Below are 15894 nucleotides of genomic sequence, written 5' to 3'. Positions count from 1 at the left end.
CAGCGTTGCGACGATCACGGGATGCATCGCATAGATAGTCGAGACGTCGACCGGGCTGTGGACGAGATGGTTCGGGCGCTCAGCTCGCACGACTCCGAGAACTGGCAGACCCGAGCGGGGTCGCTGGACTGGAGCTGCTGGCAGACTGCCGCCCACGTTGCGCACGATCTGCTCGCTTATGCCGGACAGCTGGCGGCTCGTCCGACGGACGGATACCTGCCGTTTGACCTCACCGTCAACGCCGATGCACCGGCGAGCGAGGTGCTCAGGGTGGTGACCGCTTGCGGAAGACTCCTGAGCACCGCGGTCGCCGCAGCTGCACCCGGTGATCGCGCTTGGCACTGGGGACCGTGTGATTCGGAGGGATTCGCCGCGATGGGAGTCGCCGAGACCCTCCTCCACACACACGACATCACCCAGGGGCTGGGGATTGCGTGGCGCCCCCCGGAGGACCTCTGCGCCGCGGTGCTCGGCTGGCTGTTCCCTGACGCTCCGCCCGGTGACCCCGTCCAGGTTCTTCTCTGGTCCACTGGCCGGGGTGAGCTCGCCGACCGCCCCCGCCTCACCTCGTGGGTCTGGAAAGCCGCCGTCTCGGACTGAACACCGGCTCTGACCATCGCGGCGGGTGCCCGAACGGCACCCGCCCAAAGACGTATATCGATGCGTCAGGTCAACCGGTCTGCGTGTAGTTCGAGCGAGCAGATGACCCAGTCGACGGCTGTGTCGAAGCCGTAGTGGGTGTCCAGGGCCTGGTCGACATGCTCGTCGGCTGTGGTGAAGAAGTCGGCCAGGACGCGAAGGAATTGGGCGAGTTCGGCCCCTTCGCCGGGGGCCAGCTGGGTCATACGGCGGCGGCCTTGCGCTTGGCGGTGGTACTGGCCAGGCGGAAGGACTCGGTGCCGGTCTCGATGATGTGGGCCTCGAATGTGAGCCGGTCGACGATGGCCTGGCAGAGCCGCTTGTTGGTGAAGGTCTGATCCCACTCGACGAACGGCTGGTTGGAGGCGATCGCGATCGCGTGCCGCTCCTCGCGCTCAGTGAAAATCTGGAACAGCAGCTCGGTGCCGTGTCGGTCGAGCTTCACGTAGCCCAGCTCGTCCAAACACAGAAGATCGACGCGCCCGTACTTCTTGATCGTGCGGCCGAGCTGCTTGTCGTCGGCGGCCTCGGCGAGCTCGTTCACCAGATTCGCGGCGGTCGTATAGCGGACCCGGCCGCCTGCCTCGGCGACGGCGGTGCCGATCCCGATCAGCAGGTGAGACTTGCCGGTCCCGGAGTCGCCGATCAGGCAGAGCGGCTGACCTGCTCTCACCCAGCTCATCGTGGCCAAGGTGTTCACGACCTCCGGTGACACGTTCCGGTTCTTCGAGAAGTCGAAGTCCTCGATGCGCTTCTGCCGCGGGAATCCCGCCTCCTTGACCCGGCGCATCTTGCGCCGCTCCTCGCGGTCCTCGCACTCACTCTCCAGCAGCTCGGCCAGGAAATCGGCGTAGGAGGCGCGCTCGCGCAGAGCCTGCTGGACCGTCTCCTCCCAGCGGCCCCGGATCGTGGTCAGGCCCAGCGTGCGGCAGGTCGTCTCGATGGCGACCGCCGGGTCGGCGGTCCGCTGTCCGGGAAGCCCTGAAGAAGCCCAGGACCCCTGCTGGTTCGAGGCCTGGGTGGTGCTCTGCGTCATGCTGAGCCTTTCGAGGTGATTGAAAGGAGCTGGCCGTAGGCGGCCAACGACGGCGCCGGACGGGTGTCCGGCGGTAGTTCGGGACGTCTGTCGGGCAGCGAGATCACCCGCGCGGACACGATGTCCTCGGCCTCCTCGCCCTCCTCGGCGGCGGGCGGGGGCGGGGTGATCACAACCGGCGGCGGCCCGCCGGCCAGGGCGTGGGCCTTGCGGGCCTCGATCGCGACCAGCTCCGGGGAGACCGAGCCCGCCTCCAGGACCGCGCTCATCCCGGCGATGACCGCCTCGGAAGGCAAGCGGCGGTGCAGCAGCAGGACCTCGATCAGCGCGCGAGTGCCCTCCGCCCGGCCGTGGGCCTCCCGGGCGGCGGCCCAGAACGCGTCGTGGACCGGTGTGAACGAACCGTCCGCGCGGGCCGCCGCGAGACCGGTCGAGCCCTCCAGCGCGCCGGGCTTGGCCCGCAGGATCTCCAGGTAGTGGTCCAACAGGTCCCGGTAGCCGTAACGGCCGGGAAGTCTGGGGTGGCGGGCGACGATCTCGTGCCGGTCAAAGACCACGACCTCGTCCGCCCGCAGCGACACGCGCACATTGCGGCCGATGAACCGGGCCGGCACCGAGTAGTGGTTCTGCCGGATCGTGACCCGCGAGGAACGGTTGACCTTCGGCGTCGAGGTAAGCCCGACGTCGAACTCGTCCAGCGGGACCGGCCGCAGCAGCGGCTGTTCCTCGCGGAAGTCGAAGCCGACCGAGGTCGGTCGGTTGTCGATGTGCCGGGCATCCTGCTCGGCCTCGATCCGTTCGATGCGCTCGTTCAGGTCTGCGAGCGTGTCCACCTCGGGGACGGGGACCAGGTGGGTGCGGCGGAAGCGTCCGCCTTCCTGCTCAACACCGCCCTTCTCGTGGGCGCCCTCCTTGCCGGGCAGGCAGTAGAACGCGTCGAACCCGATCTTCCGTGAGTTCAGAGATTCTGAAGTGTCTGCCGGACGAACCCACGGAAGCTCAGGCGGTATTGCCGTATGGAGAGACCGAGTTCGGCCTGGAAGCAGTCCGGACTGGTGGGTCGGTGTCCGCGTGCTCAGCTCGTTGTCGGGCAACGCGTAGGGTGGCTCACCTCCATGGCAGCGGACGGCTGTGACGGTGCAGGCCACCCGCCCCGGCGTAGGCGTGGGTGGCCTGGTTGGATCGGCGCATGACGGATTGGTCGACGCTCAGTGACGCGTGTGGCTCGGCAGAGCATGTTCCAGCTCTGCTGGACCGGTTCGAAGCCGATCCGAGCGGTGTCTGGTCGGAACTGATGGATCACCTGTGCCCGCAGCTGGACACCGTCTTCTCGGCGAGTTTCGCGGCGCTACCCCGGCTTGCCGGCTTCGCATCGAGCGGTGGCGAGGAGGATCGCCGATGGGTGCTGCTGGCAGCTGGAGCGATCATGGCCTGCGCCCCCAGCGGTGACGAGGTGTTCGAGGTCTTCTCGACACCGATCGCAGACCTCCACCGGTTGACGGACCAGTGCCTTCGCGAGACCGCGGACGCGGAGAACTACATCTATCTGCTGCAGTCCCTGCTGTCCTTCGAAGGCGTCGAGATCTGGGATCGCTGCCTTGAGGGGCTGCAGACCGGCGAGTACGAGGTCGACTGCCCGTATTGCAGCGTCAACATGTTTATCGTGATCGGCGGCGACGACAACTTCGCTGCCAGTGACGATTACGACCTGCAAGAGGTGGAGAAGACACCTCTCCACCCATTGGCGGCGGATGAGCTGGAGGGCCAGGCGAAGCGCCTGCGAGACCGGGCCCTCGCGGACGGACAACAGCTCGTGGCGCGTGGCCTGGCATATCTGTTCGGGCAAGCGGACTGCCCAGACTGCGGGACCGTCTTCTCGGTTGCCGAGCGAGTCCTGGCACGCTGGCGCGTTGCGCCATAGCCAAGGATGTGTCCCTCAACCGCCGAAATGCGGTGCAAGACACGTCAGGAATCGGACACATTCACGCGTACGTGGCTGAGCACCTTCACCTGCACGCCGACAGTCGGCTCAGCGTCGTGCGGAGAACGGCATGGCGTCGGCCCATTCCCAGAACGCTCGGCCCTCCGCCACCTCGCGTTCCATGATCAAGAACAGTCGGGAGGCATCCGTATCGGGCGGGATGTCGACGGCGACGTGACGGTCACCGCTCCACTCACTCAGCAGTCCCGCCGTACCGATCTCGTTCTTGATGCGATCGACTGCCCCGTTCAGTTGTGCCGGGGCCAGGCCCGGGAGGAAGAGCAACCGCAGAACACGGTGGGAGGAGAGAGCGACCACCTCAGCGACCTCGTCAGCGTCCGACAGAACGACCTGGTCTCCGAAGACCAGCCCGTAGGTGCGAAACGGGATGCAGGCGATCGAGAAGGTCCCGTCGTCGAGAGGCTTCAGCCACAACTGCTCCTTCTGCCCGTCCAGCCCGAAGGGCGCCAGATCGGCATGGGCGATGTAGTTTCTCTGAGCGCGCCCGACCGGGTCGTCGTGGACGATGAACTCGATCACATGCTCTCCCTGGCTGATGTCGCTGCGATGACATGATGCCGCGCCGACTCGGTCGTGCTGCCAGCGGGGCGTCGAAGTGGCTGCTCAGGGCTTGCATCAGGTCTGTTCCGCGACGGACTCTGCGACCGCGGTGGTGTAGCGGAGGCTGGCCTTGGCGCTGAGGGCGAAGACGTGGGCGAGGTGGAGCGGGTCGGCTCCGGTGGCGGCGGCTTCTTCGAGGATTCGGTCCTGTCGGAGCCGGTCCAGGCTGACGGGGAGCCGATTGACCAGCCGGTCGAGCCAGAAATTGCCGACGGCCGTCTTGGTGGTGGCCGTGTTGCGGCTGACCAGGAGGCAATCCGCGGGTTCGCCTCGAACACGCCCGCCGCCTGTTCCTGACGTTGGAGGACATCACGCCGCTGGTGATCCTGGGAGTGGGGCTGACCGGCCGAAACGGGGAGACCATCAAGGAGCTTCCGGCCGAGCACCAGGTGCTGGACGGCAAGGCCGTCCAGGTCAGGCTGACCAAGCGCAGGCGCGGCCCAGATCACTGATTCACCTCGGCGCATTGGGAGATAGGCCCCGAGAGCCGGCAGCTGCACACTCCTGGAGGGTTCTACCTGCCGTTGCACGAGCTCTGCCGCCGTGGGCCGGGAGTTCAGCAGGACAGACATGGTCTGGTCGTGCCGGGCCAACGGCGACGTCCGCGGGAAGCTGGAACGGGGCGGCCACACCTACCCCTGGGGAACCGGGCTGGGCCGGGTCTCCCTGCACCTGAACAAGTGGGCGGCCCGGCCCGGACTTACGGGGGACGGGCAGCCGCTCGACCTGACCCTCAACCGCCTCAAGACCACCGTTGAGCGGCGTCACACCCGCGCGGGCCGGCGGGCACCTGCCGTCCTCGACCCGCACGAACACCCAGGACGTTCTGTTCGGCAGCTACCTGTCGGGCGATCCGACGGTCCGCGACTGGGCCGAGAGCGTGGTCGGGGAGGCGCTCGCCACGGCGGAGGATGCGGTGCGAACCGAGCACCAGCGCCTGCTTGAGGCCCAGGGCGGCCATCTGCACGTGATGGCGGGGCCGGCCGAGGCCGCCCGCCAGGACGTGGAGGCCGCCGCGGAGAAGGCCGGGATCTCCCCGCAGGCCGCCAAGGCGGCCTTGTCCGGTGACACGGACACCGCCTTCATGGCCTGCCAGGACATCGAGCACAGTCCCGTCACACCCGGCGGTGGAGCCTGCAAGGCGTCGTTCCTGGCCTGCTTCTCCTGCCGCAACGCGGTCGCCACGGAGGACCATCTGCCTGCCCTGCTGGCCCTGCAGGACGACCTGGCGGCCCGCTGGGAAGGCACGGACCGCGAGGCATGGTGGCGCCGCTACGGGCAGGCATGGGTGGCCATCGCCGAAGACATCATCCCGGCGTTCACCCCGGCGGAGAAGGCCCGGGCCGCGGCGCGCAAACCCACATCGACCCCGCTCGACCTGCTCGAAGGCCCGAAGGAGGACCAGTGACCACAGCTCTCGCCCCGCAACAACCACAGACCGTCCCCCTGGACACGCTGGTGTTCGCCACCAGGCCCCTGCGCGAGGGCTGGCAACTGGAGAACACCGCCCGGTTCGGCGACGACGAGTGGGACCTGTCGCCCGCACTGCTGCAGAAGCAGCAGAAGACCATCAAGCTGGCTTTCCACACCCTGCCTGCCGCCTACCGGCAGGTCGCCAAGGAGATATTCTACGCGATCTTGGCCCTCGAACCGCCGCCGGGAGAGGTCACGCTCGGCATCGTGTCGGCCCGCAGCCGGTTCAGCACGGTGAAGTACTTCCTGACCTGGCTTGAGAGCATAGGCAGCCCGCGCATGGACTCGCTCGACCTGGAGACGCTGGACAGGTTCCACCGCAAACTCATCAAGGAGACGACCGCCGGCCTGACGGCCCGCACCTCCAAGCGACGGGCCCTGCGGACGTTCTTCCTCTTCCGCCACCTGCTGCCCACAGACCACCTGGTGGTCGACCCGGCTGAACTGGAGGGCTGGAAAGACGATCCGATCGCCCACCGGAGGGCCCGGGAGAACACCACCGAGCGCATCCCCGAACCGGTACTGGCACCGGTGGTCACCTGGGCTCTGCGTCTGATCGACGACTTCGCCGAGGACATCCTGGCGGGACGGGACGAGTATCTGAGCCTCTTCAGGCGCTCGGACATCCGCCGCGACGGCCGGCTGGAACGCGGGGCAGGCACCAAGCGGCTGATCGCCGTTCTGGAGGACTTCCGGGTGAACAACCGGCCCCTGCCTCGAGCCGTCGTGGACTTCCGCGGAGAGGGCCGGGCTCGCGTCATGAAGCCGGTGGAGGTCAACTTCTCGCACCTGGCCCGGCTGGCGGACTGCGGCCGCGACACCGCCCACCGGGGGCTGCGGCACCTGGTCCAGGAGCTGGTGGCGGAGGTCGGCATCGACGACGACACCTACCTCAGTCACCAACCGTCCGCCCTGCTGGACGGGAAGCCCTGGATGGGGAAGATCCCCTTCCTGGAACTGCCCAAGCTGGCCCGGCTGCTGCACACCGCCTGCTACATCGTGATCGCTTACCTGTCGGGCATGCGCGACAGCGAGAACGGAGCGGAGTTGCATCCGATGCAGCACTCCGCAGGGTCCAGCAAACCGCGAATCCACAGGTGACAGGCGTCCGCTCCGCCATCCTCTCGCGTCCCGCAGGCGGTCTACCAGCGGCTCTTGCATCCAGCTGAAGTTGTCTCAACAATGTTGCACCTGACGCAACGGAGGCTGGAGTGGCAGAGGCTGCCGATTTGGCGGGTGCGGCTCACCTGATGCTCGTGGACGGGATCTCCCACCTGGACCCCGAGCCCGCGGTGTTCGAGGCGATGCTGGAGGGGTGGACCAAGCAGCAGCGGGCCCGATTCTTGAACTGGGACGGGACTATCAAGCCGCGGTTGTCGCTGGTCCGCCGGTTCGCCGAGTTCTCCGACCAGTACCCGTGGCAGTGGCAGTCGGCCGAGTTCGAGGCGTTCATCGACCACCTCCGGGCGAAGACGCCGACGTTCACGGTGTCGAGCGGCCGCAACTACCAGAACCACCTGCGGCTGTTCTGTGAGTTCATCACCGATCCGCGGTACGGCTGGATGTCCGTCTGCCAGGAGCGGTTCGGGCAGGTGCCGGTCCAGATCTTGCACGAGTGGAACACCGTCACCCACGTCAGCGAGTACGAGGGCGACCCGCGCCGCCGACCGCTGACCTACGACGAGATCCAGGACCTGTTCGACGCCGCCGACGGACGAGTCGAGGAGATCCGGAAGCGCGGCCGCAAGGGCGTGTTGACCGCGATGCGCGACTCCGCTCTGATCAAGACCTACTACGCCTACGGCATGCGGCGTCGGGAGAACGTCGGCCTCGACCTGGCCGACCTCCGGCGCAACCCGAAGGCCCCGCAGTACAAGCGCCACGGGGCGGTGTTCGTGCGCTGGGGCAAGTCCTCCAAGGGCAGCCCACCCAAGCGCCGCACCATCTTCACGGTCCCCGAGATGGACTGGATCGTCGACGACCTCGATCACTACCTGACCGAAGTCAGGCCCCGGTTCAACGCGGGGAAGCACCCCGCGATCTGGGTCACCGAGCGGTGCGGACGCCTGTCACGCCGCTCGGCGAACGAAGCCTTCGAAGCCGCCAAGCAGGCCGCCAGCCTGCCCGAAGAACTCGAATTGCACTGCCTGAGACATTCCTATATCACCCATTTGACCGAATTTGACTACCCGGAGCGGTTCATCCAAGACCAAGCCGGCCACGGCTACGCGAGCACGACGGCCCTCTACACCGGTGTCTCGGACGAGTACCGAAACCGGCTGCTGCACAAGAAGTTGGGCCAGCGATACCCCGGAATCTGGGAGGACCCGAAGTGATCAAGAAAATGGGCTACCGCTGGAGCCTGCGCAAGCTCATGGCCGACCGGGACATGTTCCAGACCAGTGACCTCGTGCCGCTGCTGGCCGAACGGGGCGTCAGCCTCTCGCGCGAGCAGGTCTTCCGCCTGGTCACACAGCCGCCGCAGCGGCTGTCGATGGACACCCTCGCGGCTCTGTGCGACATCCTCAGCTGCCAGCCCAACGACCTCATCGAGGTCCAGGTCGTCAACGAAGAGGTACGCAAGACCGCTGGCGGCGAGACACCGGGGCCGCTGCCGGCCGTGCGCCGGACCGCGATCCGACGGCCGGAGGGTCTGTGAACGCGTCCTCTCCGACTGCTCCGTCAACCGTCGCCCGGCTTGCCGCGCAGGCCGCCCGCATGGAGGCCGCGACGTCCGCCGCCATCGGCCAGCTCACCTCGATGCTGCCGTCGCTCGACGCCCAGGAGGCCGAGGCCGCGCTGGTGACCGCGGTCCCGATCCCCGTGCGCGGGGCGGCGAAGTTCCTGGAGGAAGTGGCCAGACATCTCGCCGCCCACCCTGACGCGTTGGCGTCGGACAGTTCGCTCTGCCCGCCGGTTCTGCTGCGGCTGATCCAGGTGCTGGACGAAGCCGGCCACCCTGTGGTCCGACCCGGGTGCGCTCACTGCGGCAAGGTTCGGACCGACCTGCGGGACCTGCGGGCTGAGGGACGGCTCTGTGGGACGTGTGGTGCCCGGAACCGTCTGGCGACTTGCGCACGCTGCCACCGAGATGGCCAGCGCGTCACCGCACGGCGCCCCGAAGGGCCGATCTGCGGCCGGTGTTACCGCACGGACCCCGCCACCTTCGAAGAGTGCGCCGGCTGCGGCCAGTTCCGGCACCCGGTGGTGCGACGGGACGACGGGCGCGGACTGTGCACCAAGTGCTGGAAGCGTCCGACGCACACCTGCGTGACCTGTGGAAAGACTGCCGCCGCCGCTCTCGTCGACGCCGACGGCGCGGTCTGCCACCTCTGCTACAACCGCCATCGCCGGCCACGGCGCCTCTGCGGCCGGTGCGGGCGGTTCAAGCGCATAGCCCGCAACGCACATGACGGGCAGCCGGACCTCTGCGACGGCTGCTACCAGGGCCCCGAAGCAACCTGCTCGATCTGCAGTCGCGTCCGCCCCTGCGCCAGCCGTGACGAGCAGGGGCAGCCGATCTGCGCCACCTGCTACCAGCGGCACCGCACCGGCGAGCCGTGCGCCCGCTGCGGCCGGATCAAGCCGAGCACCACCCGGTGGCCCATCGGCCCGGTCTGCCAGGTCTGCTACACCGCCGTGCTCCGGTCACCGGCCGAGTGCCCTCGCTGCTGCATGGTCCAGCCACTGATCGCACGAGACGACCACGGCGTCGAGGTATGCGGACCATGTGTCGGGTTCACCGCCGACTACACCTGCAAGCAGTGCGGCCGGGCCGGAAACCCCCACAGCTGCGGCCGATGCGCTCACTGCGTCCTCGCCGAGCGGGTCGACGCCCTACTGGCCGGGCCCGACGGCACGGTCGCCTCGCAGCTAAAGCCGCTCGCAACGGCGCTGGCAGCGGCCCCGTCACCCTTCCCGGCCATCCAGTGGATCAAGGAGAGCCCGAACACCAAGCTCCTTGCCCGACTGGTGACCGAAGGGCGCGAGCTCAGCCACGACTTGCTCGACGAGGACGATCGATGGCCGCTCCTCCAGCGCTGCCTGACCGACGAGGCCCTGCCCACGGACGTCCGAGCAGCCGGCGCGATCACCCTGCTGTTCGGCCCGTCCACCGAACGCCTCTGTCACCTGACACCCGAGCACCTCAAGGTCGGTGACAAGCACACCCACCTGGTCCTGGGCCGCCACCCCGTCGTGCTGCCCCCATTGCTCGCCGGCCTCCTTCGGCATCTCGCCGAACAGCCCCAGCTGAGGCCACAGCTATCGCGAGCCCATCCGGGCCCTCAGTGACTCTTCCCCGGCATGGTCCCCGGCAAGCCGATCTCGACGCACGGCATGACCCAGAAGCTGGGCCGCCACGGCATCCCGGTTCGCACCGCCCGCAACGCGGCGCTGGCGGCTCTCGCTGCCGATCTCCCCAGCCCGATCCTCGCCGACGTGACCGGCATGCACCGCCACACCGCACTCCGCTGGGTCGCCTACGCCAAACGCGACTGGGCCGAGTACCTCGCAGCACGGACCGAGGACCAGCAGGAAGGCAGACGATGACCGACTCGACCGGCCACAACGATGAGCGCTCGCTCCAAGAAGTGCTCGATTACCTGGTCAGGCACTTGAACGGCGCCCAACCGTTCGACATCCACCCCTGCGACGCGGTTCAAGCTATAAGCAGACGGAGCCCGAGATCTGCCGCGTCGAGGTCGGCGAGGACGCTGTTGCGCTCGGCCCACCGGCCGGAGTCGAGGTCGTCGCTCAGGCTTCGTACCGCCCGCTGCTCGGCCTCCGGCCCGACCCTCGTCCACACCGACATCGCACGGCGCACGTGATCCTCCAGATACGCCCCCGGTCGGCGCCAGTACGCCTCGAACAGGCCGTCAGCGCAGTCCCACGGGATGGGCACCGGCTCAGCGCGGGCGCCGATCGCGTCGGCCATACCGGCAAGCGAGGGAAATTCTGCGAGGACGGCGGCGAACTCGGGCAGGTAGTCGCGGGTGAGCCAGAACCGGTCCTGCCATCCGGGCTCGTCGGTGTCGAACGTGAGCACCACCACGCGGCGGGCCACACGGCGCATCTCGCGCAGCCCCGCTATCGGGTCCCCCCAGTGGTGAACGGTGGAGACGGCCATCGCGACGTCGAAGGAGTGGTCCTCGAACGGCAGGCTCTCCGCGGCGGCGGCCACGCACGGCGCCGAGCCGGCAGGCCGCTGCCCCCGCATGACCTCCGATGGCTCCACCGCGGTCACGTCGCGATCAGCAGGCTCGTAGGAGCCTGTGCCGGCCCCGACGTTCAGCACCGTCTGCGCGTCCCCGAGCGCGTCCCAGATCTGCGCGGCGATCCGCGGCTCGGTACACCGTGTGGCGATGTAGGCGCCGCCGATCGCGTCGTACAGCCGTGCACCGAGCATCTCCAGTTGCTCCTCCGGTGTCACCTTCAGTCCCTTCGCCCGTGCCTCAAGTTCCCTGTCGATGGCCGCCGCCATGGCCTCAGCGCGATCACGCCGCTCCAGCAGCAGGCCGCGCAGTCGGCGCAGGTGCGCGACCGCGTCGGTGGACGGGTCGCCGACCAGTTCCGCAACCTCCCGCAGCCCGAAGCCCAACCGCCGATAGGCCAGCACCTCCCGCAGCCGCTCCACGTCGCCCGCCGAATAGGCCCGGTACCCAGCCACAGTCCGCGCCGATGGTCGGACGAGTCCGATCTCGTCATAGTGATGCAGCGTTCGGACGCTCACGCCGGCGAGCTCGGCCACGCGCCCCACGGTCCAGTGATCCTCCACGGCACCGACTATGCAGCCTGACGCCACGTGAGGGTCAAGAACCTCACTCACGGCAGCAGGAGCCGACCGCGAAGCAACGGTCCGAGACGACTCATACGGCTTCACCTTCACGCCCGAGGGAGCCGCCCGTCGTTCGCCGAGCCCAGGCCTCACCGAATCCGAGATCAATCGAGGGAATAGTGCACGGTCGGAATAACCCCCTCCCGCCAGTAGTCAAACACATGCGCCGCGGCTGCCTGCGCACCGAGCGGGACGGCAGCGGCCTGATCGGCCGACGCCGGGTCACCAGCCAGGCGTTCAAGGGGCAGGGCACCCCGATGGGGGTCGAGACGACCTGGGTGGTCGCCGAGTCCGTCGCGAGGGCTATCGCCGTCGCCGAGCGCCTGCAGCCACCCCAGGAGGACTTGCTGTTCGCACCGTTGCCGACCGGCACCCAGTTCGCGCGGGCTCGCTCGCACGAGGCCCTGTCGAATCGGGAGACCAACGACCACATCGGCCGGCTCATCGACTGGGTGAACGAATACTGCAAGCAGCATGGCCGCGGCGACGGGATCCCGCTGGTGAACGGCCAGCGCTGGAAGCTGACCACACGGCAGTTCCGCCGCACGCTGGCCTGGTTCATCGCCCGCCGTCCGGGCGGGGCCATCGCCGGTGCGATCCAATACCGCCACCACAGCATCCAGATGTTCGAGGGCTACGCGGGCACCTCGCAGTCCGGGTTCCGCGCGGAGGTCGAGGGAGAGCGGGCGCTTGCCCGCGGTGAACACCTCGCGATGAAGGTCGAGCGGCACGAGCACACCCAACTCACCGGACCGTCCGCACAGGAGGCGGCCGACCGGCTGGAGGAGTTCGGCTCTCAACTGCGCTCTCGTGGCATCGTCCCCGACAACCAGGCCCAGTTCCGCCGACTGATCGCCAGGCACGACCCACACGTCTATCCGGGTGAGTTCGTCACCTGCGTCTGGCGGCCCGACCGGGCGCTCTGCCGCCACGAGGCGGCCCAGGCGGAAGGACCTGACCTGCCCGAATGCAAACCGCTGGACTGCCGCAACGTCGCCCTGGACGCGGAGAACGCGGCACGCTGGCGCGAGTTCTTCGCGAGGCTGGATGCCGCGCTGGCGGACGGGGCCACCCTGGCTCCCTACGTGAGGGCCAGGCTTCAGCAGCGGCGCGACGCTGTTGCCCGGTTTCTCGACAAGCACCAGTTGGAGGAGTCCGCGTGAAGACCGCTCAACCCACCCTCGCCGAGGTCCAGGCGGCCAAGGGCGAACTCCTCGCGAGGGCAGCCGAGGAAGGCCGTCGTCTGACGGTCGCCGAGCTGGCCGGGCACCTGGGCATGAAGCGGCCAACCTTCTACTCCAGGTTCCCCGAGATCGCGGCCGAGGTCGTCGGCGCCGCTGCTGAGGCGGGCCACAAGACCTCGGGCCGCCCGCGCAACGACCGGGCCGCCGAGTTGGAGACGAGGCTGACGCTGCTGCGACGCGAGCGCGATGACCTCCGCCGCCATCTCGACATCTACGCGGACCACATCCGGCGCCTGACCATGGAGAACGCCGGGCTTCGCCAGGAACTGGAGAGCCGAAGCGGTGTCACTGTCCTCTCGCAGCGTCGGCCGCAGTGACCCCGCCACGGGGGAGCCACCGTTGGCCGGCAGCGGCTTCGCCCGCAGCGGCCGACCGGAGCATCAGCTCCGGGGGCCGACTGACCGTCGAGGACCGCTTCGAGGAGTTGATGGCGCCGGGCTCGCTGGCGCCACCAACTGGCAACTACTCGTCCTGCTCGGGCTGGGCGGAGGCGTCGTCGTGAGGTTGTGTCCGGTCGTGACCGGTGTTCCGCCGGGCCGCAAGGACAGCGGTGATGAGCGCGGCCAGACCGGCGGCGGTGCTGCCGATCGCGGTGATCAGCTCGGTGACGTCGTGCATGAACAAGCGGTCCTTCTTGGAGACTCAAGGACCTGGTGGCCGACTACGCTGCAACGCTCCCTCGGGGCTTACGCAGCCGACCTCGGCCCTCGACGATGTGGACGGCGAGGGACCGCTCGGCGGACGGTCCCCGAGGGATCCGAGGGGCGGCGGTGATCAGCTGTCCGGGAGGGTCGTCCGGAGCGGGTCGCGGACCACTCGGATACTCCGGCGCCGCGGCGGCTTCGGTCTCCAGGTCCTCGTCGATGACGTGCCGCAGGAGATCGGTGATCCAGGACGGCACGACGGCCAGGAGGTTCATCAGGCGGAACAGCTGGATCGCGACGGTCGCCTCGGCCAGGAGACCGCTCGGGTCCTGCCCGTCGAGGGGCTTGATATCGGCCCGCTCGACGATGAGCGTCGGGGTCAGCTCGTCGAGTTCGTCCGGGTCGGCGGCGGACAGGACAGTCAAGGCCCACAGCGGGGCTCGGCTGACACGCCACAGACGCTCGCGGCCGGGGTGGTTCGCAGTGCGGGCGCCGCGAGCGCTGTCGATGCCGCTGACGGCCTCGGCGGTCCACTCAACTTCGTGGAACACGCTCATGGCGATGCTGGCCAGGTATGCGATCGCGGGCAATCTGGGCTGGTCACTCTCAGCGAGCGCCTGGATGTTGGCGGCCAGCTTTCGCATGACAGCGGCCAACCTGGTGGTTGGCGCGCATGCGGCGATGTCCAGTAGGAGACGGTGCATGGGCGCCGGGTCGAGATCCGCCGTCAGATGATCGACCTGCTCGGGTGATCCATACCGGAGCAAAGTCATGTTCTTGGTCATCTCGGCGGCGTCGACGGGCATGGCTAGGCGAAGCATCCGCTTCACCTGACTGACCGTGAGGTGCAGGGGAAGCGGGCTCTTGTGACGATATTGGCCGTCCGACTCCACGTTGGGAAGCTACAAGCTGAGCCCGCACCACGAGGTGATTTTCGGAAGAACACCGCGGCCGAGATGCCGATTGGGCTCAGGCTGTCATGGCCAGCTCCTTGCGGGTCCGGTGGAGGAACTCGGCGACGCGGGCCTCGCGCCGCCAAGGGGCAAGGGCGGTGTTGAACTCGCGGACGTAGTCCTTCGCCCTGCTGGACTGGACGCGGGCGAGGATGTCGACGGCCTGGTTGCCGAGCTCCAGGCCGTGGTCGAGGTCGTTCGCCTGGAGATGAGCGGTCCCGACGATCGCCAGGCGCATGCCAACCGAGCGGGTGAACACTCCGGTCGGCATGGCGGCGGCCTGCGCGTTCCAGGCCAGGGCGGCCTTGGGGTTCTTCAGGTCGCGGAAGATCTCGGCGGCGTCGGCGGAGAGCCGGGCGTGGTGATAGAAGTCGATCCAGGCGGGTTCGCCGGCGCCGTCGCGGGCCTGGTCGAGCAGGCTTTCGGAGGCGGCCAGCGCAGTTGAGGCGGCCTTGGCGTTGTTGTCGCGGGCATGGGCGCGGGCCTCGATGAGTTTGGTGAAGGCCAGCACCCTGGGGGCGGCCTGGCCCTTGGCCCGCTGGAAGGCGCCCTGGGTCATGTCGATGGCCTCGGAGGCGAAGCCCCGCAGCAGGGTCTGCATCGCCATCGTGGTGAGCACATAGCAGCCGAGCTCGACGTCGCGGCCGGCCCGCGCGAGGCGGAGGGCCTGGATGAAGTGCCGCTGGGCGGCGTCGTGCTGGCCGACGTCGAAGGCGGTCCAGCCGGCCAGGCGGGACAGCTCGGCGGTCACCGAGAACAGCTCGCGGCCCACGTCGTCGCTGAACGAGCCGTTCAGCAGCGGCACCGCCCGTTCCTGGAGGCAGGCGGTGACGGAGTTGGCCTTCCAGTTCCCGCCGCCGTATTTCGAGTCCCACCGCCGGGCGTCGGCGGCGGCCTCCCGCAGTTCGGCGATGTCGGCGGCGCCGACCCGGCCGCGGCCCCGGTGGGCGGCGTCGTCGTCTTCCGGGGTGACCAGCCAGCGGGTGACCGGGGTGGCGAACGCGGAGACGGCGAAGCCCGTCCCGGTCAGGAAGTCGCGGCGGTTCACAGTGCTCCAGAACGAAGTGGCGACGCGCACGGCGTCGGCGGGGTCTCGCGGGAAATCCAACCCCACCGCGGCGTCCGGCGTCTCGGCATCCGCCATACCGATCTCCGCCAACTGCACAGGCCGTCCCAGCCGTTCGCCGATCGCCTGGGCCAGCAGCTTGGACACCGGCCAGTCCGGGACCATGCCCCGGCGGCACCAGTTCGCGACGGAGGTATGGGTATATGTCGTGGTCAGCCCGGCTTCACGGGCGAGCTGGTTCACCCGCAGGGCCAGCGCTTTGTGGCTGGCCCCGTCACACTTTTCGATCATCCGGGCCAGCGCGTCGTTCGGCGGCTTGGCCCGGCGGGTGGTCGACGCCACAGCGTCCCCCTCTATCGGTCCCGCGCGGCTTGGCGCGGGGAGTCGTACGCGATTGGGCA

At 68.7% G+C, this 15894-nt stretch carries 20 protein-coding genes; 12 read left to right on the top strand and 8 right to left on the bottom strand.

Features of this window, described 5'->3' with window-relative positions; all coding sequences use genetic code 11:
- Nucleotides 1–57: 57 nt before the first annotated feature.
- The gene (locus ABZW10_RS13435) at nt 58–600 is read left to right on the top strand and encodes a maleylpyruvate isomerase N-terminal domain-containing protein (RefSeq protein ID WP_355363602.1); all 543 of its coding nucleotides are present in this window, start codon (nt 58–60) and stop codon (nt 598–600) included.
- 65 nt (nt 601–665) lie between these two features.
- Here the strand turns inward: ABZW10_RS13435 and ABZW10_RS13430 are convergent, their stop codons facing one another.
- The 3 genes from ABZW10_RS13430 to ABZW10_RS13420 are packed head-to-tail and all read right to left on the bottom strand — an operon-like array spanning nt 666 to nt 2508.
- Entirely contained in the window at nt 666–845 is a 180-nt protein-coding gene (locus ABZW10_RS13430) for a hypothetical protein (RefSeq protein WP_355363600.1), read from the bottom strand.
- A complete protein-coding gene (gene istB / locus ABZW10_RS13425) occupies nt 842–1675 on the bottom strand; it encodes an IS21-like element helper ATPase IstB (RefSeq protein WP_355363598.1) in 834 nt (277 codons plus the stop codon). The genes ABZW10_RS13430 and istB overlap by 4 nt, the downstream gene beginning before the upstream one ends.
- Entirely contained in the window at nt 1672–2508 is an 837-nt protein-coding gene (locus tag ABZW10_RS13420) for a hypothetical protein (RefSeq protein ID WP_355363596.1), read from the bottom strand. The genes istB and ABZW10_RS13420 overlap by 4 nt, the downstream gene beginning before the upstream one ends.
- A 356-nt stretch (nt 2509–2864) precedes the next feature.
- On the opposite strand from ABZW10_RS13420, the gene ABZW10_RS13415 reads away from it, so the two are divergent.
- Complete coding sequence (locus ABZW10_RS13415) at nt 2865–3596, top strand: hypothetical protein (RefSeq protein WP_355363594.1); 732 nt, start codon at nt 2865–2867, stop codon at nt 3594–3596.
- A gap of 108 nt (nt 3597–3704) precedes the next feature.
- On the opposite strand, the gene ABZW10_RS13410 is transcribed toward ABZW10_RS13415, so the two are convergent.
- Nucleotides 3705–4196 carry a DUF4265 domain-containing protein gene (locus ABZW10_RS13410; RefSeq protein ID WP_355363592.1) on the bottom strand — a complete coding sequence of 164 codons (492 nt, stop codon included), beginning with the start codon at nt 4194–4196 and terminating at the stop codon, nt 3705–3707.
- Between the two features lie 171 nt (nt 4197–4367).
- Between ABZW10_RS13410 and ABZW10_RS13405 the strand changes: the two genes are divergently transcribed.
- The 8 genes from ABZW10_RS13405 to ABZW10_RS13370 all read left to right on the top strand — a co-directional run bounded on the left by ABZW10_RS13405 (nt 4368) and on the right by ABZW10_RS13370 (nt 10301).
- Complete coding sequence (locus ABZW10_RS13405; RefSeq protein ID WP_355363590.1) at nt 4368–4574, top strand: hypothetical protein; 207 nt, start codon at nt 4368–4370, stop codon at nt 4572–4574.
- Nucleotides 4575–4597: 23 nt separating this feature from the next.
- On the top strand, nt 4598–4729 hold the full coding sequence (locus ABZW10_RS13400; RefSeq protein WP_355363589.1) for a hypothetical protein: 132 nt from the start codon (nt 4598–4600) through the stop codon (nt 4727–4729).
- 302 nt (nt 4730–5031) lie between these two features.
- A complete protein-coding gene (locus ABZW10_RS13395) occupies nt 5032–5685 on the top strand; it encodes a hypothetical protein (protein ID WP_355363587.1) in 654 nt (217 codons plus the stop codon).
- Entirely contained in the window at nt 5682–6851 is a 1170-nt protein-coding gene (locus ABZW10_RS13390; RefSeq protein WP_355363585.1) for a hypothetical protein, read from the top strand. The genes ABZW10_RS13395 and ABZW10_RS13390 overlap by 4 nt, the downstream gene beginning before the upstream one ends.
- 110 nt (nt 6852–6961) lie before the next feature.
- Nucleotides 6962–8086, top strand: a complete 1125-nt coding sequence (locus ABZW10_RS13385; protein WP_355363583.1) for a tyrosine-type recombinase/integrase — start codon at nt 6962–6964, stop codon at nt 8084–8086.
- The gene (locus ABZW10_RS13380; protein WP_355363581.1) at nt 8083–8409 is read left to right on the top strand and encodes a helix-turn-helix transcriptional regulator; all 327 of its coding nucleotides are present in this window, start codon (nt 8083–8085) and stop codon (nt 8407–8409) included. Before ABZW10_RS13385 ends, ABZW10_RS13380 begins: the two co-directional genes overlap by 4 nt.
- Before the next feature lie 59 nt (nt 8410–8468).
- Nucleotides 8469–10043, top strand: coding sequence for a hypothetical protein (locus ABZW10_RS13375; protein ID WP_355363579.1), 1575 nt, complete (start codon nt 8469–8471; stop codon nt 10041–10043).
- A gap of 45 nt (nt 10044–10088) precedes the next feature.
- Nucleotides 10089–10301, top strand: a complete 213-nt coding sequence (locus ABZW10_RS13370) for a hypothetical protein (RefSeq protein ID WP_355363577.1) — start codon at nt 10089–10091, stop codon at nt 10299–10301.
- 109 nt (nt 10302–10410) lie between these two features.
- On the opposite strand, the gene ABZW10_RS13365 is transcribed toward ABZW10_RS13370, so the two are convergent.
- Nucleotides 10411–11508, bottom strand: coding sequence for a MerR family transcriptional regulator (locus tag ABZW10_RS13365; protein ID WP_355363650.1), 1098 nt, complete (start codon nt 11506–11508; stop codon nt 10411–10413).
- Between the two features lie 239 nt (nt 11509–11747).
- Here ABZW10_RS13365 and ABZW10_RS13360 point away from each other — a divergent pair, with 239 nt between their 5' ends.
- Together ABZW10_RS13360 and ABZW10_RS13355 are read left to right on the top strand one after the other, a co-directional pair.
- The gene (locus ABZW10_RS13360) at nt 11748–12749 is read left to right on the top strand and encodes a hypothetical protein (protein WP_355363575.1); all 1002 of its coding nucleotides are present in this window, start codon (nt 11748–11750) and stop codon (nt 12747–12749) included.
- Nucleotides 12746–13147 (top strand): hypothetical protein, encoded by a 402-nt coding sequence (locus ABZW10_RS13355; RefSeq protein WP_355363573.1) that lies wholly within the window; start codon nt 12746–12748, stop codon nt 13145–13147. The genes ABZW10_RS13360 and ABZW10_RS13355 overlap by 4 nt, the downstream gene beginning before the upstream one ends.
- A 145-nt stretch (nt 13148–13292) precedes the next feature.
- On the opposite strand, the gene ABZW10_RS13350 is transcribed toward ABZW10_RS13355, so the two are convergent.
- The 3 genes from ABZW10_RS13350 to ABZW10_RS13340 all read right to left on the bottom strand — a co-directional run bounded on the left by ABZW10_RS13350 (nt 13293) and on the right by ABZW10_RS13340 (nt 15835).
- Nucleotides 13293–13448, bottom strand: coding sequence for a hypothetical protein (locus ABZW10_RS13350; protein WP_355363571.1), 156 nt, complete (start codon nt 13446–13448; stop codon nt 13293–13295).
- 43 nt (nt 13449–13491) lie between these two features.
- Entirely contained in the window at nt 13492–14367 is an 876-nt protein-coding gene (locus tag ABZW10_RS13345) for a hypothetical protein (protein WP_355363569.1), read from the bottom strand.
- A gap of 76 nt (nt 14368–14443) precedes the next feature.
- Nucleotides 14444–15835, bottom strand: a complete 1392-nt coding sequence (locus tag ABZW10_RS13340; RefSeq protein WP_355363567.1) for a sporulation protein — start codon at nt 15833–15835, stop codon at nt 14444–14446.
- Nucleotides 15836–15894 lie beyond the last annotated feature (59 nt).

This window comes from Kitasatospora sp. NPDC004723, assembly GCF_040609255.1.
GTDB lineage: Bacteria > Actinomycetota > Actinomycetes > Streptomycetales > Streptomycetaceae > Kitasatospora.
Note: the sequence above shows the minus strand (reverse complement) of the source record. Positions and strands in the feature narration are given on the sequence as shown.